Origin of the sequence: Rhodococcus sp. SB1D (assembly GCF_048573875.1) — a bacterium.
Lineage (GTDB): Bacteria > Actinomycetota > Actinomycetes > Mycobacteriales > Mycobacteriaceae > Rhodococcus_F > Rhodococcus_F qingshengii.
On the sequence record NZ_JBMAIQ010000012.1, the window covers coordinates 38,206 to 52,934 of the forward strand.

General features: G+C 61.9%; 6 protein-coding genes. All 6 read right to left on the minus strand.

The genetic code is table 11. The features are described 5' to 3' along the window. Window positions 1-4: 4 nt before the first annotated feature. On the minus strand, window positions 5-1,042 hold the full coding sequence (locus ACN50D_RS24005) for a type IV toxin-antitoxin system AbiEi family antitoxin domain-containing protein (protein WP_209921645.1): 1,038 nt from the start codon (window positions 1,040-1,042) through the stop codon (window positions 5-7). 140 nt (window positions 1,043-1,182) lie between these two features. Then, complete coding sequence (locus ACN50D_RS24010) at window positions 1,183-3,324, minus strand: 3-hydroxyacyl-CoA dehydrogenase NAD-binding domain-containing protein (RefSeq protein WP_003943799.1); 2,142 nt, start codon at window positions 3,322-3,324, stop codon at window positions 1,183-1,185. A gap of 45 nt (window positions 3,325-3,369) precedes the next feature. Next, window positions 3,370-4,584: an acetyl-CoA C-acetyltransferase gene (locus ACN50D_RS24015; RefSeq protein WP_007731553.1), complete on the minus strand. Its 1,215-nt coding sequence runs from the start codon at window positions 4,582-4,584 to the stop codon at window positions 3,370-3,372. 222 nt (window positions 4,585-4,806) lie between these two features. Next, window positions 4,807-6,618 (minus strand): multicopper oxidase family protein, encoded by a 1,812-nt coding sequence (locus ACN50D_RS24020; protein ID WP_212633850.1) that lies wholly within the window; start codon window positions 6,616-6,618, stop codon window positions 4,807-4,809. 88 nt (window positions 6,619-6,706) lie between these two features. Further along, entirely contained in the window at window positions 6,707-8,263 is a 1,557-nt protein-coding gene (locus tag ACN50D_RS24025) for a hypothetical protein (protein WP_212633849.1), read from the minus strand. After that, complete coding sequence (locus tag ACN50D_RS24030) at window positions 8,260-14,370, minus strand: type I polyketide synthase (RefSeq protein ID WP_212633848.1); 6,111 nt, start codon at window positions 14,368-14,370, stop codon at window positions 8,260-8,262. The genes ACN50D_RS24025 and ACN50D_RS24030 overlap by 4 nt, the downstream gene beginning before the upstream one ends. Between the last annotated feature and the right edge of the window lie 359 nt (window positions 14,371-14,729).

Genomic DNA, 14,729 nt, shown 5'->3' on the forward strand with positions numbered 1-14,729 from the left:
GGCACTACCAAAAAGGCGCACAGGTGCCGCAGGCACCCGACTGCGTCCTCACCCAACCTCCCCGCCGCAAGACCGTCTCCACCTCGTGCGCAACCTGGCACGGAGTCTTCATCACCTCGTCGAATCCGTAGACCAACCGCGGACGACCTGCCAGCTCTGCCGCATTGTCACGGCGGCGATCACGAAATGCCACTTCTGCCATGGAATGCGCCCACCGACCGTCGAGACGCACGATCAGCGGCACATTGACTTCGCTGTAATCGCAGTCCTCGTACAGCGTGCGGCCGTCGACGCGGACCGGAGACTGGCGTCTGGCCGACGGCAACCCGTGCGCCTGCTCCACGTCGACCGCATAGTGGTATTCGAGCGTTGACTGCACCCCGTCTGCCAGGAGTCGTACCGCATCGGAAAGCGCGCCCTTGAATCGATGTGGTGTTCGTTCGTCAATCCGACGACGCACATCGTTCAACGGAATTCGCGCATTTGTCACCGTGGTGATGAGTGAAACGTAGGCGCTTCGCGCTGTGGATTCGGCGGTCGCAAGATCAATCGCGGTATCCGCCCGCGACGTTCGAGGTATGACTGACGGCACGCCGATGTATCGGTGGGCTCGGGATCGGTGGACGACTACCCCGGGGTGAACCACGCCACCCACTCTGACAAGTGCACCCGACGTTCGCACTGGAACTCGGCGGATTGTCGCGGACTGACAGCGAGCAGACTTGCCGTATGGCACGGTGACATGGACTGGCTTGTCTGCGTCGATGCGACGCATTCCCCATTCCTCAGCTGCAGTGTCGTGGCTCAGAATCGCTTGCGGGCCACCATAAAGCCAAGCGGCGTTCAAGATCATTTCTCTGGTGAGCGGGCCAGCGGTCACTGCATACACGCCTTGTAGAACGCGCTGCCATTCGCCGCGGTCCAGAAAGTTCCGCAGCATCCCTCGGTTGTATCCGAATGACGAGAGTTGCTGTTGCCGTACCAGACCGGATTGCGCATCGAGAATCCGGAGAAACTCGCTTCCACCATGAGACGTAGTCATGGCACCAAGCGTCAGGCCGAACTCCGACAGGACTGACGTGAAATTCGCTGTCGGAGTTCGTCTGTGGATAACTCACAAGCTGGGGATAAACCCCTGTGCGCCTTTTTGGTAGCCGTAACTACCAAAAAGGCGCACGGGGGCTATGCCCCTAGCGAAGCCGGCGGGGTGAACCGCGGGCCGTACTGCGCAGCGAGTTCCTTTGCGCGAGCGACGAAGCCAGCCGTGCCGCCCTCGTAACCGACGATGAACTGGTGAACGCCACCGGTCCAGGCCGGGAATCCGATACCCATGATGGAGCCGATGTTGGCGTCCGCCGTGGTGATCAGGACGTTCTCGTCGAAGCACTTCTGCGTCTCGATCGCCTCGATGAACAGCATGCGGTCGATGAGGTCCTGGATCGGGGCGTCGGAGGTTCCGGAGTTGAAGTTCTCGCGGAGTCCGGACCACAGGCCGGTGCGCTTGCCCTCGGCGTAATCGTAGAAGCCGGCTCCACCGAGCTTGCCCTTACGATCGAACTTCTCGACGAGGGTGTTGATGACCTCGCCGGCCGGATCTGCCGGCAGTTCCTTGCCTTCGGCCTTGGCGGCGTCGGCAGATTCCTTGCGGATCTTCTGCATGAGGGTGAGGTTGAGCTCATCCGAAAGCTGAAGCGGCGCAGCCGGGTAACCGGCCTGCATACCGGCCTGCTCGATGGTGGCGGGCTCGACGCCCTCGGCGAGCATGCCGATGGCCTCGTTGATGAAGGTTCCGATGACACGCGAGGTGAAGAAACCACGCGAGTCGTTGACCACGATCGGCGTCTTGCGGATCGCCTGGACGTAGTCGAACACGCGAGCCAGAGTCTCGTCGGAGGTCTTCTCACCGCGGATGATCTCCACCAGCGGCATCTTGTCGACGGGCGAGAAGAAGTGGATGCCGATGAAGTCTTCCTGACGCTTCACGCCGGTGGCGAGACCCGTGATGGGCAGCGTCGAGGTGTTCGAGCCCAGCAGTGCCTTGGGATCGACGATGTCCTCGATCTCCTGGAACACCTTGTGCTTGAGTTCCTGGCTCTCGAAGACTGCTTCGATGACGAAGTCGACGCCGGCGAAATCTGCCGGGTCAGCCGTCGGGGTGATCTTGGCGAGGAGTGCGTCGGACTTCTCCTGCGTGGTCTTGCCGCGCGAGAGCGCCTTGGCCTCAATGCCTTCGGCGTACGCCTTGCCCTTGTTGGCAGCCTCGATGCTGACGTCCTTGAGCACGACGTCGAAGCCTGCCTTGGCGGAGACGTACGCGATGCCCGCGCCCATCATGCCCGCGCCGAGGACGCCGACCTTCTTGATGGTGGACTTCTCGATGCCTGCCGGACGTGAACCGCCGCCGTTGATCGACTGCAGGTCGAAGAAGAACGCCTGGATCATGTTCTTCGCGACGCGGCCGGTCACCAGCGAGGTGAAGTAGCGAGCCTCGATGAGCAGCGCGTTGTCGATGTCGACCTGCGAACCCTCAACGGCTGCGGCCATGATGGCGCGCGGAGCCGGCATCGGAGCGCCCTTGAGCTGCTTACGCAGGTTCGCGGGGAACGCCGGAAGGTTGGCAGCGAATGCCGGAGTGGACGGAGTTCCGCCAGGGATCTTGTAGCCCTTGACATCCCACGGCTGAACGCCGCCTTCGGGGTTGGCCTTGATCCATGCCTTCGCAGCCGGAACCAGTTCTTCTACCGAGCCGACGACCTCGTCGATGAGGCCGACTTCCTTGGCCTGAACGGGTCCACGCTGCTGCCCCTGGAGCAGGACGCCCATGAGCGCGTTCTGCAGGCCGAGCATCCGCACGGTGCGCACGACGCCGCCGCCGCCGGGCAGCAGGCCGAGGGTGACCTCGGGCAGGCCGATCTTGACGCCCTTGACGTCTGCCGCGATGCGGTGGTGGGTCGCGAGAGCGATCTCGAGACCGCCGCCGAGTGCCGCACCGTTGATGGCGGCGACGACCGGCTTGCCGAGAGTTTCGAGGCGACGCAGGTCTGCCTTGATCTCGACACTGTGGTTGTAGATCTCCTCGGCCTGCTCGGGGCCGACCTTGATCATGTTCTTGAGGTCGCCACCGGCGAAGAAGGTCTTCTTGCCGGAAGTGATGACGGCACCGGTGATGGAGTCCTTCTCGGCGACCAGACGGTCGACGGTGGCCTTCATCGACGCGATGTACGCGTCGTTCATGGTGTTTGCGCCCTGGTTGGGATCGTTGATGGTGAGCACGACGATGCCGTCGGCGTCCTGGTCCCAGTTGATGATGTTCTGATCAGTCACTTTGCTTGACTCCTGGTAAGCCTCGTTGGAAGGACGGACGCCGCGTCAGACGCGCTCGATGATGGTGGCAACGCCCATACCGCCGCCGATGCACAGGGTGATGAGGGCGCGCTTGCCGCCACGACGCTCGAGCTCGTCGACCATCGTTCCGGTGATCATCGCGCCGGTTGCACCGAGGGGGTGGCCCATGGCGATAGCGCCGCCGTTGACGTTGAGCTTCTCGTCCGGGATGTTCAGGTCCTTCTGGAACTTCAGGACGACGGAAGCGAATGCCTCGTTGATCTCGAAGAGGTCGATGTCGTCGACCGTCAGGCCGGCAGCTGCCAGAACCTTCTTCGACGCCGGCGTCGGGCCGGTGAGCATGATGGTGGAGTCGGCGCCGCTGGTGGCGGTGGCGACGACGCGAGCGCGCGGCGTCAGACCCATGTCCTTGCCGGCCTGCTCGCTACCGACGAGCACGAGGGCAGCGCCGTCGACGATTCCCGAGCTGTTACCGCCGTGGTGAACGTGGTTGATCTTCTCGACCCAGTGGTACTTCTGCAGCGACACGGCGTCGAATCCGCCGATTTCACCGATCACACCGAACGCGGGAGCCAAGCCGGCGAGGTTCTCTGCCGTGGTGCCCGGACGCATGTGCTCGTCGTTGTCGAGGATGGTGATGCCGTTGATGTCCTTGACCGGCACTACCGACTTGGCGAAGTATCCGCCGGTCCACGCCTTGGCGGCGAGGTCCTGCGAGCGCACGGCGTATGCGTCGACGTCGTCACGCGAGAAGCCCTCGATGGTGGCGATGAGGTCTGCGCCGACGCCCTGCGGCACGAAGTAGTTGTCGTAATTGGTGGCGGGGTCGAGTGCCCACGGTCCACCGTCGGATCCCATCGGAACGCGGGACATCGACTCGACGCCACCGGCAATCACCAGTTCGTCCCAGCCGGACCGAACCTTCTGAGCAGCCATGTTCACGGCCTCGAGGCCGGAAGCGCAAAAACGGTTGAGCTGAACGCCGCCGACGGTGTCGGGCAGTCCCGCATCGTTGACTGCAACGCGGGCGATGTCCATTCCCTGATCGCCAACGGGGGTGACGACGCCCAGGATGAGGTCGGAGATCCGGTCCTCGTCGAGGTCGGGAAAGCGCACGCGCAGTTCCTGGATCAGACCCGTGACCAGCGAGATCGGCTTGACCGAGTGCAACGACCCGGTCTTCTTGCCGCGGCCTCGCGGGGTACGGATGGCTTCATAAATGAATGCCTCTGTGGTCACTGTGAGGTGTTCCTTCCGTGTAATTCGTCGAACCGGTCTGCAGATCGTCCGCGCCACCGTCGGTGGTGGCGCATGGCCGAGGTACAGACCTCAGCCCTTTCACTGTAGAACGTGTTCCAAATTCATGGGAAGGACCGAAGCGATCCTGCTAGGTGACCGAGGTGATCAGGTGCGCGAACGCCTGCCCGCTTCGGTTCATTTCGGGTGCGCCCCCGGAAGCACTCACGGCACGATGCGATACGGCAACATCATGTCGTGATCTTCGTGATCGAGTAGATGGCAATGCCACACGTATCCCTGGAGTCGACCAGAATCAGCCATATCGTGGCGCCCACCGCCCGTCATCCCACTACCCGTCATCACACCGCTCGGAAGACGATCGAACATCGCGTCGGGATCGAAACCCAGCTCATCCGCGGTGGGGAATCGCACGATGATCCGGGTGACAGTGCCGCCGTCCACCCTGACGGTGTCCTTCATCCCCGCTTCCCACGGCGCCGGCGCGATCATCGGCCCCGCCTCGAACCCGTCGGGCGACGGAGTCCACTTGTTGCCGATCACCGGCTGAGGATGGCGGATCAAGTACTCCAGCGTCCGCATCGGTGTTCTGCCGAGAATCCGGAAATTCACCAAGTGCAGGTGTATCGGATGCGGGTCCGGCGTGGTGTTGACGATGTTCCACTGCTCGACGGTGCCTTGCCGCGGCCTCTCGACGTCCGTGGTGCTGAACGTCAGGTTGTTCAACGTCATCTGAGCCGGTGGATTCCGCAGTTCCAGTTGCTGGCTCACCGTCACCGTGCGAATTACCGTCGGCTGCTCCAACGGGGCGAGAACGTCACGTTGCCGGCGCCCACCGCGCAGTTGCGACGGAACACCACCGGTGAATCCGCGCCTGGCGTCACCGCGGAACCGGCAGAACAGCGGCATAGTCACTTCACCGATGACAGCGGCGGGTAGCGGGGGCGCCTCGTCGTTGCGAAGCTCCACCGTCGAACCCTCCGACAGTCCGGTGAAATCGACGAGGAGGTCGTACCGCTCCCCCGGTGCGCAGCGGAAGGCATTGACCGCGACGGGTGCGTCGAGCATTCCGGCGTCGTTGCCGATGACCCAGAACGTCATCATGTTCGAGAAGTGAAGATTCCACACACTTGCCGACGACGCATTGACGATGCGGAGGCGGTAAAGGCCCCGAGCCACGGACAGTTCCGGCCACACCTTGCCGTTGACCAAGCCGACGTCGCCCACCGCGCCGCCTTCCCACGATCCTTCCGGGATCAAGATGGTGGATCGGCCGTTCTGGGCGCCTGTCGGCGTGAATATCTTCTCCTGCAGGATCAACGGGATCTCGAATTCCTCGGCCGGCAGCCCCAACGGGTTTCCCAGTTCGCCGGTGTCGAATTCATCCCTGATCAGGTAGTTCCCGATCAGACCGGCGTAGACGTTGAGCCGGGTGATGCCCATCGCATGATCGTGATACCAGAGGTGGGCGGCTTCCTGACCGTGCAAAAAGTGATGCATCGCAGCCTGTCCCGGCATCACCAGCAGTTCCGGGTGGCCGTCGCTCTCAGGTGAAGTGACTCCACCGTGCAAGTGCAACGACGTCGGCGGGTGCGCACGAAAGTCGGCATGCATTCCGTGCAGCGTCATATCCATGTCCGCTGCCAACGGATGTCCGGTCAGATCGTTCTCGAACGTCAACATGATCGGCTCGCCGGAATGCGCCTCGACGGTAGGGCCCAGATAACCGCCACCGATCTCTCCGCTGCGGTACGACAGTGCTGGGGACGGGGGAAAATCCCGATGAAAGGCATGTTGCCCCACTTGCGCTGTCAGTGTGATCTCGTTTCCGGAAAGCGTTGACAACGAATGTAGTTCGTCACAGAACGGCTCGAACTCCGGCGAATGAAAAATCAACGGAGACTCGATATCCACACTCCCCGCCGGAGCAGCACCTGCCTTTGCGCCCAAAGCAACAGCCGCTGTGCCGACTACCGACCCTTTCAGAACCGATCTTCTGGAAACCCCGATACCCATACATTCCCCTCCCCATCGAAACGGGTTGCGTTCTCCCGCAAGGAAAACGCAACCCGTCTCTCCACTTCGATCTCGGAAAATCCCCCGCCTACTTTCCGTCGATCGCCTCCAGCACCGAATCGATCAGCGACTGTGGAAGTTTCGACGGCGGAGAGATTTCCAGTTCTCCCGGAGCGCCCGGCATCGTCCAGACAGTTCTGTGCCGAGCGATCGCGAGCTTCTCCCGTGATCCGTCCTCATTGACCTTGAAGTACTCGAACTCGAGGTCGATCCCCCTCTCGTAGAGGGCAGACAAGGACATCGTGACCAGGACGTCGTCGAACGGCATGACCTCGCGCAGATGCTCAACCCTGGTGTGCACACAACGAAGTTCCCCGAGAGCGCCTCTGGCCGCCATGGCCTCACGCTGAGAACGGACCAGGAACTTGTCCCGAACCCTCGACTGCCAGATGTAATAGTTGCCGAAGTAGATGTTGCCCACGACGTTTCCGTCCTGCAACGTCGTCGAGAACACCTCGGATTCGAGCAGGTACGGATTGCGCGGCACCATCGGAGCCGAGCGGATCACGGAACCACGATCGACGTTCTTCGGTTCGGTGGGAACAGCGATGTTCTTCGTCCCCGTCGGAATCGTCATCGGCTCGATGAAATCGTGGAAGTACTGCGGCATCGGCCGTGCCGCCACCACACCGTGGGAGAGGATTTCCACCCACGTCGTCTGCATCGCACTCCACCCGATGTGAGTGCGCGTCTCGCCGTCGACCCGGCACCATTCGACATGCAGATTGGTGGTTGCCCGATCCGGACCGGTGAGTTCGGTGATCCAGATCGTCCCCTCGACAATGTCGTCGGTATACAGGTTCGCATCGATGAACACCTCGGAGTTGTTGGTCACCATGCCCCAACGACCCGTCGCCATGTCCTCCACGATCTGCTTCGAGATCGGTCCGGTTCCCCTCTCTCGCAAAGCGCCCAACCACAGCGCGAAGCTCGCGAACCCCACTGATCCACCCACGTTGCACGCGTCCCGGAACCCGACGGGGAACCGGATCGTCACCGCCGGATAGCCGCTCCGGGCCACCACATGCACGTCGGAGCCGTAGGCCATCGGATCGAACTGCGCGAGAGACTTCGCCGACAACGGGCCGGAGTCGAACTGTGGTGCCGAGTCCTGCGCCGGGTCCTCCGCATCCTCCTCATGAGTCACAAACGCGAGAATCCGCTCCTCGTTGTCCGTCAACAGAGCTGGAAAAGTCAGAACCACCACGCTTCCGTCTGCGCCGCCGCGGAAGGTCACTGCGTCGTCCTCCCTGGCGCCCATCGCCAGAGAAACCGACCTCTGCCCCGTGGCCTTTCGGATCGCCTCGGCCGCCGCCCACAGCCTGGTTCCCGCACGATCGAGTGATTCGCCGCCCGCGATCAACTCGTCCAGCAGCGGAATCCGCGCCGAACCCAGAAGCGCCTTCCACTGCATGACGGTTCGGGCGCGAATCGGTTCGATGTCACATCCCTGAGGCCAGTCGCCGGCCGAACTGAGTGACTTACTGCCGTCGTGCGAGAGCGAGACATCCACAGAGGGTGGAATATCACCGACGACGACGGGCTTTCCGGTTTCCTGCCATTCGATGGCAAAGGCATTACTCATTTGATCACCACATCCTCATCGAGATGAATGTTCACGGCCGCCTCGGCGATCGGTTTCTCCTGCTCGTGGCGTTCCGACTTGGTCAACTCGTGAATCCCCGGGGTATGCGCGACCACAACCCGCGGGCTCTTCACTCCCAACGCCCGGCTGTGTTGCGCGAGCTTGTCGAGAATGATCTGTGCGTCGCGCGCAGTCGGATCCGCGATTTCCTCAGCCGTAGGACGGCTTTCGTCGTGGGAGAGAATCTGGGAGCGATATCCCTCGAGCTGCATCACCACTCGTCCGTCCTTCACCACCGCCACGTCGGCTTGCATGTGGGTCTCGGTCTGCACCTTGTCGTAGGCGTACGCGGTGAACGAACGAGCCTCGAATCGTCCGTCGTACATGTCGATTCGCGCAATGTTGACCGGAAGGCAGATCTCCCGCGGAACCATGATCTGACCCGATTGGAGCAGGGAATCGAGGAAGTAGGGATCACCGAGGAGGTGCTGCTTACGGTCGGCTCGCGAAATAGCGCTGAAGAGAATGTGCTCGGAATCGAGGCTCGAGATCTCTTCGAGTCGGCGGAAATCGCCCTCCTGGAACAGCAACCACGAGTAGAGATCGTCCAACGGATCGATGTCGAGCACCGGTCGCGGCAACTCCTTCTCGAACTCCGGCAGTGTTTCGTCCAGCCCGAAGATGAAGTCGGCCGAGAAATGGGGCCGTCCGTACCCGGTCCGTTCGGTGCCGATCGTGACATGCACCCGCGTTCCTGCAGCATCACGATCCTGCTCCACGACGCTTGCCTTGATCTCGACTCTGGTGCCCTCGACCGTGTCGACGACGATCGGTCGATCCAGCTTGATGTCGTCGATGCGGACGCGGCCCAGAGTCACGCGTCCGGTGACATAGGCCGCCGCCTGCGACATCGCCTCGAGCCCGAACACCGTCGGAAGCAGCGCCGATCCCTTCCAGACATGATCGAGGACAAAGGGATCCGCCGAGGTGGACAACGTCGTCCGGGTCACCAGTTCTACCTGCGGCTCGAATGTCACCACTTGGTCGATGTAGCGCGACACCGCCGGCAGAGCCGGTGCTGCCGGCGCCCAGGTGTCCAGACCGCCGAGTCGACTGGTCACGACGATACGACTCGCCTCGGGTCCGCTGTCGACCAGGCGAAGGAAATGATCCACTCCCGCAGCCGTCGAAATCGGCATGACACCCATCTTCGCGAGGTGGTTGACACTGCCCATGCGGGCGCCCATTCCGGTCTCTCCCCACACGCTGTACGCGAGCGAGAACGTCCGAGTCTTCGGGTGCCCGGCGGCATACCGCACCACCATTTCGTCGAGAAGCTCGTTTCCGTATGCATACCAGCTGTTTCCGGGCATACCTGTGAATCCGATGATGGAGGAGAAGCCCACGAACAGCTTCAAGTCGCGATCAGCGAGCGCTTCGACGAAGTTGGCTGCGCCCAGGACCTTAGGTGCAACCTCCTTGAAAGCCGCAGCGCTGTCGACTCTCTCGAACCGCCGCGGAACATTCGCCCCCGCACCGTGGACAAACCCGGTGATCGGCCCAACCTCGACCTCGATCTGGGCGACGACGCCGGCCACCGCCGCAGCATCCGTGACGTTGCAGCGATAGTAGTGAGCGCTCAATCCGGCAGACGTGAAGTCCGCAAGAGTGGAAGCGATTTCGTCACCCGCTTGTCGCTGAGAGCTTCCGATCAGCACTAGTTCGGCGCCTGTCTTTCGACCGAGAGCCAGAGCGCATTGCGCCATGATGCCTTTCGCGCCACCGGTCACGACCACTACATCCGAACTCCCCAACCCGCTCTCGCGGACGGTGTAGTCGCTCGAGGCGAGAACCCGCGGTTGCAGTGCCGTGCGTCCCATCTCGGTGCCGTAAGTCGCGAACACATAGGATGCAACCGAATCCAACTCGGAGACGACGGTGGTTGCCACCACCGCGTCCGCAGTCGAGCCGTCGAATCCTATGACGCGGACATCCAGTTCGGGGCGCTCGTGATGCACCGAAGCGGCAAAAGCCGCCGCACTCGATACCGGCGCCGGATTGCCCAACTCGACATCGGTGAACTGAATCACTGCCAATGTGGTTCGTGCGCCTCCGCTTTGCTGCGCCGGAACCATCTTGTACATGTGTTCGATCCCACGGCGCAAGCCGATTTCGGTGACGGAATCATCGGTCACACGCGGCATTACGGCAACCACGTGCTGTGCATTCGCAGGAGCGCCGTCGGAGAATGTGCGAATGTCGACCTGAGCACCACGCCCTCGCAGTTCGGATTCCAACCTTCCGACCAAACCGGCGTCGTCACCGATGACGACAAACGTCGTGTCCGTGAGGTCTCGGACTCCGTGCAACGCTGTCTCGCTCCGAACCTTTTCCAGGGTGTAATCGCGAACCCAGGTGAAGCTGTCGGCTGATAGACCCTTTGCCTTCACCGGCAGCGCCCGCGCAACCGGCTGCTGCTGCCCCGACTTCTCTTTCGCGGATCGATCGAGCACTTCGATGAGTTCACCCAGGCTGACGTTGACGAGTTCGGCCGGATCCAGATCACCCTGAACACCCAATCGCGTTGCCACAGTTGCTATCGCATCGGCAGCCTTGATCGAGTCCATGTTCAGGTCGTCGAGCAGGTGGAGATCCACATCGAGAGACTCCACCGGAAATCCGGTGTCCTCCGCGATTACCTCGAGCAGTATTCGCGACACGTCCGACTGCACCGAACTCGCTGCTGGAACGGCAGAACCGGGATTCGGTGATGCCGCAAGGATCAGCGATGCTGCTTCTCCGATCGTGGCATTGGCCAACTCGGCAGGGTCGAGGTCGACAACCTCGAACTGATGCGCAACCTTCGAAATAGCCTCTGCCGCACTGATCGAGTCGAGATTCAGATCATCGAGCAGACGCAGATCCGTCGTGATCGACTCGGCGGGGAATCCCGTCGTATCGGCGAGGATCCTGATCAGCTCACTTTCCACGGACCCAGCGCCCGCGTCAGCCGGCTCTTCGACTACCGGAGCCGAAACCGGCGAAGGAGCTTTCGCTGCCACGGATTCGTGGCCGTTGGTGACTGCCCGCGAAGTCGGAGCAGATGGAGAAGACGGAGAAGTCGCTCCACTGCCTACATCAGCACGAATCACGTCGACGAGGAAGGTCCCGCGTCGGCTCAGGTAATCGGCCAGCGCCGCAGCCGGATCCCCGCCGGACGTACCAAGTGCGAGCGGTTCGGGAGCAGAGGTAACCGTCAGCTTCGCCTCGGCCAGGTTCTCGATGAACACCTTCTGATCGGCAGGAACGAATTCGCGCACGAACCGGCCGTCGAAAAGTTCGTTCCATCGGACCTGAGCGCCGTGGACGTACATCGCGGCCAGTGCGACATTGAAGTCCTCGTCGCGTCCGGACTTGGACGCAACGGGGAAGCAGCGCACGCCGTCGGTCCCATTGATCGCCTTGGTGAGCCCGGTCAGCACACGGCCGGGTCCGACCTCGACGAGCAGGTCCACGTCCTGCGAGATTCCACTTACCGTCTTGACCCAGTCGACCGGTGAGACAACCTGTTTGGTGACCAATTCGCGAAGTGCCAGTGGCGTCTGTACGCGTTTCCCTTCGACGCAGGAATACACGGGGCAAGTCAGCGAATCGACTTGCTCGTCAACGGGCGCAGTGGACTTCAGCTCCCGCTCGGCCTCGTTCATCATCTCGGAGTGGAAAGCATTCGACACGGCAAGCGCCTGAGCCGACACTCCGCGCGTCTTCGCGATGGCAACCACATCGTCGACCGCGTCTTTGGTGCCCGAAACCACGGTCTGTGTAGGCGTATTCAGATTCGCGACGGTCGCGTAACCCTTTGTTTCCGCGATGATCGCCTCAGCCGTCGATCGGTCGCAGGTCAGGCTCGCCATCGCGCCGTTTCCACCACCACTGACAGCCATGGCCGCACCCTTCGCCGCAGCCAAGGTGATCAGCGTCTTCTGGTCGTAAGCTCCTGCCGCGTAGAGCGCGGTCAACTCGCCGAGACTGTGGCCGGCGACAGCACTGGGTGTGACACCCAATCGGCGGAGGTACTCGAACCAGAGCAGCGAAGCCAAAGCGACGGCAGGCTGGGTGAACTGCGTCTGGGTGAGATCCCGCTTCCACTTCGCCAATTCCGCAGCGTCAGCGCTCTTGACCGGGTTCCGCAGAATTCGAGGCGTGATCGCCTCCGCTCCAACTCCCTCCAACCAGCCGTCCGCCTGGGTCGCCAGTTCGCGTGCCCACTCGAAGCGCTCGATCAGCACGCGCGCCATCTCGAGTTGTTGGGATCCCTGTCCCGGGAACAGGAATCCGATGTCATGGTGGACGGCGTTCGAGATCGAGATCTCGTTGCTCACGACCTTCACCTGGCCGGATGCAGGAGCGGAGTTCTCGCAGATCACGGCAAGCTGACGCATGCGTTCGGCCAACTGCGCGGGACGTCCGGCCACCACTGCAGCACGGAAGGGCGCGGTCGGCGAGATCACGCGAGAGAGCTTCGCCGAAAAGTCCAGCAGCTCGGCAACACTCAACGGAACCGCCAGATCTGCAACATCCCGCGCTCGGGTCGCCAAGTCCATCGCAGAATCTGCAGAAAGTACGAAAACCTCGGTGTCCTGATACGACGCCATCATCGTGCGGACGTCTTGCGAGGGTGTCAGCTTGCTGGATGGTGCATCAGCCGATTCGATCGCGACGTGGCAGTTGATACCGCCGAAACCCATGGCTTGCGCACCGGCACGCATCTTCTCGGACGGATCTCTGATCTCACCGTTGACGAGCGGAAAGAGTGCCGGCGCTTCGGTTCCGAACGCCGGGTTCGGGTCGGTGCAACCGGCGAGCGGCGGAAGGATTCGTTGATTGACGGCCATGGTCGCCTTGATCAGCGCAAGGATGCCCGACGCCGCCTTCGTGTGCCCGATCAACGACTTCAGTGACGTCATGCCGATGCTACGAGCCTCGACGGGCCCGTCCGTCTGAGCGGCCTGCTGGACGCCGGCCAGTTCGACGGGGTCTCCGACGGGAGTACCAGTTCCGTGTCCTTCGACGAAGGCAACCTCGCTGGCCGCGAATCCCGCTCGCGAGTATGCGCGACGGATCATCTCGGCCTGAGTTTCGGCGCGGGGCTTGGTGATTCCACCCTTGCCATCGGTGGAGATGCCCCAGCCGCGAATCGTCGCGTACACGTAGTCGCCGTCCGCCCTGGCGTCCTCGAGTCGTTTCAAGGCCACGAATCCGCAACCTTCACCCGGGATGAATCCGCTTCGGCTTGCGTCGTACACGTTCATGTCGCCACGGGTCAGTGCACCCAAACGGGCGAATCCCACCAGTTCCAAAGGATCCAAGCTGACGTCGACTCCCCCTGCCAAGACGAAGTCGGCCGCGCCGGACGCCAGCTTTTCGGCTGCAGTCGCCACCGCGAGCATTCCGGACGCGCACGCACCGTCCACGACGTACCCGCCGCCGTTGAAGTCGAGATAATTGCAGATCCGGCCGGCAATCGTATTCGACAACATGCCGGCGAGAGTGTCTTCACTCGGCTCCACCAATGGGCCCTTGTAGACCTCTTCCATCGTCTCGGCGAGAGCATCGGCGACGGAACTGTCCAACTGGCGCGCTTCGGCTGCGACAGCGAGTGCGCGCTTGACGTAAGGCCAACGCAAACGCATCGACCACATCCGGGATTCTTCACCGGTGAGGGAGTTGCCGACGATTGCGGCGCTGCGTCCAGTGGGTACCGATCCTCGGCTGTAGCCCGCGTCGGTCAAAGCCCCGAGTGCTGTTTCCAGAGCCAACCAGTGTGTGAGATCTGTCGACTTGAAGGTCCGCTCCGGTATCCGGCGACCGACCCAGTCGAATTCGAAACCATCCATGAACGCGCCGCGATCGGCGTATGTCTTGTCGACGTCGTCAGGGCTCGCGCTCCAGTAGTCGTCGAGGGACATCCGTGACTCCGGAAACTTTCGGAATTGCATCCGACGCGCGAGGACGTTCTCCCAAAATCCTTGCAGATCATGTGCACCGGGGGACCACATGCTCATCCCGACTATCGCAATCGCAGGATTAGTTGAATCTTCAGTCATCTTACACTTCCTATTTTCGCGCGCATCCACGGGAGACTCAATCGACCGAAGACTAACCACGCCCTCATCGGTGTGTAAAACGCAGATTCACCTCAAGGCATAAACAAATAACAAGGGTTGTTCGGCGCAATGAACGTGTTTCAGCAATTTGACAGCAATCGAGAGTTAGCTGTAACTCGGAGTTACTTATTTGCTTCGCAACCGGTCATGCTCCTGCTTGAACATCCGTACCGGATCCCGGTTTCACGGCCGCCATTTTCTCGCGATCGGCAAATATTCAGTTGAATATGCACCGAAATGCCGCAATGCCGAATATGTGGCCAATTCGCCGAATGTCCCAAATTGGTCGATCCCCGCAA

Excerpts from the sequence above, each read along its gene's own strand:
- ACN50D_RS24005 (WP_209921645.1), bottom strand. The coding sequence starts at position 1,042 with ATGACTACGTCTCATGGTGGAAGCGAGTTTCTCCGGATTCTCGATGCG.
- ACN50D_RS24020 (WP_212633850.1), bottom strand. The coding sequence starts at position 6,618 with ATGGGTATCGGGGTTTCCAGAAGATCGGTTCTGAAAGGGTCGGTAGTC.
- ACN50D_RS24025 (WP_212633849.1), bottom strand. The coding sequence starts at position 8,263 with ATGAGTAATGCCTTTGCCATCGAATGGCAGGAAACCGGAAAGCCCGTC.
- ACN50D_RS24030 (WP_212633848.1), bottom strand. The coding sequence starts at position 14,370 with ATGACTGAAGATTCAACTAATCCTGCGATTGCGATAGTCGGGATGAGC.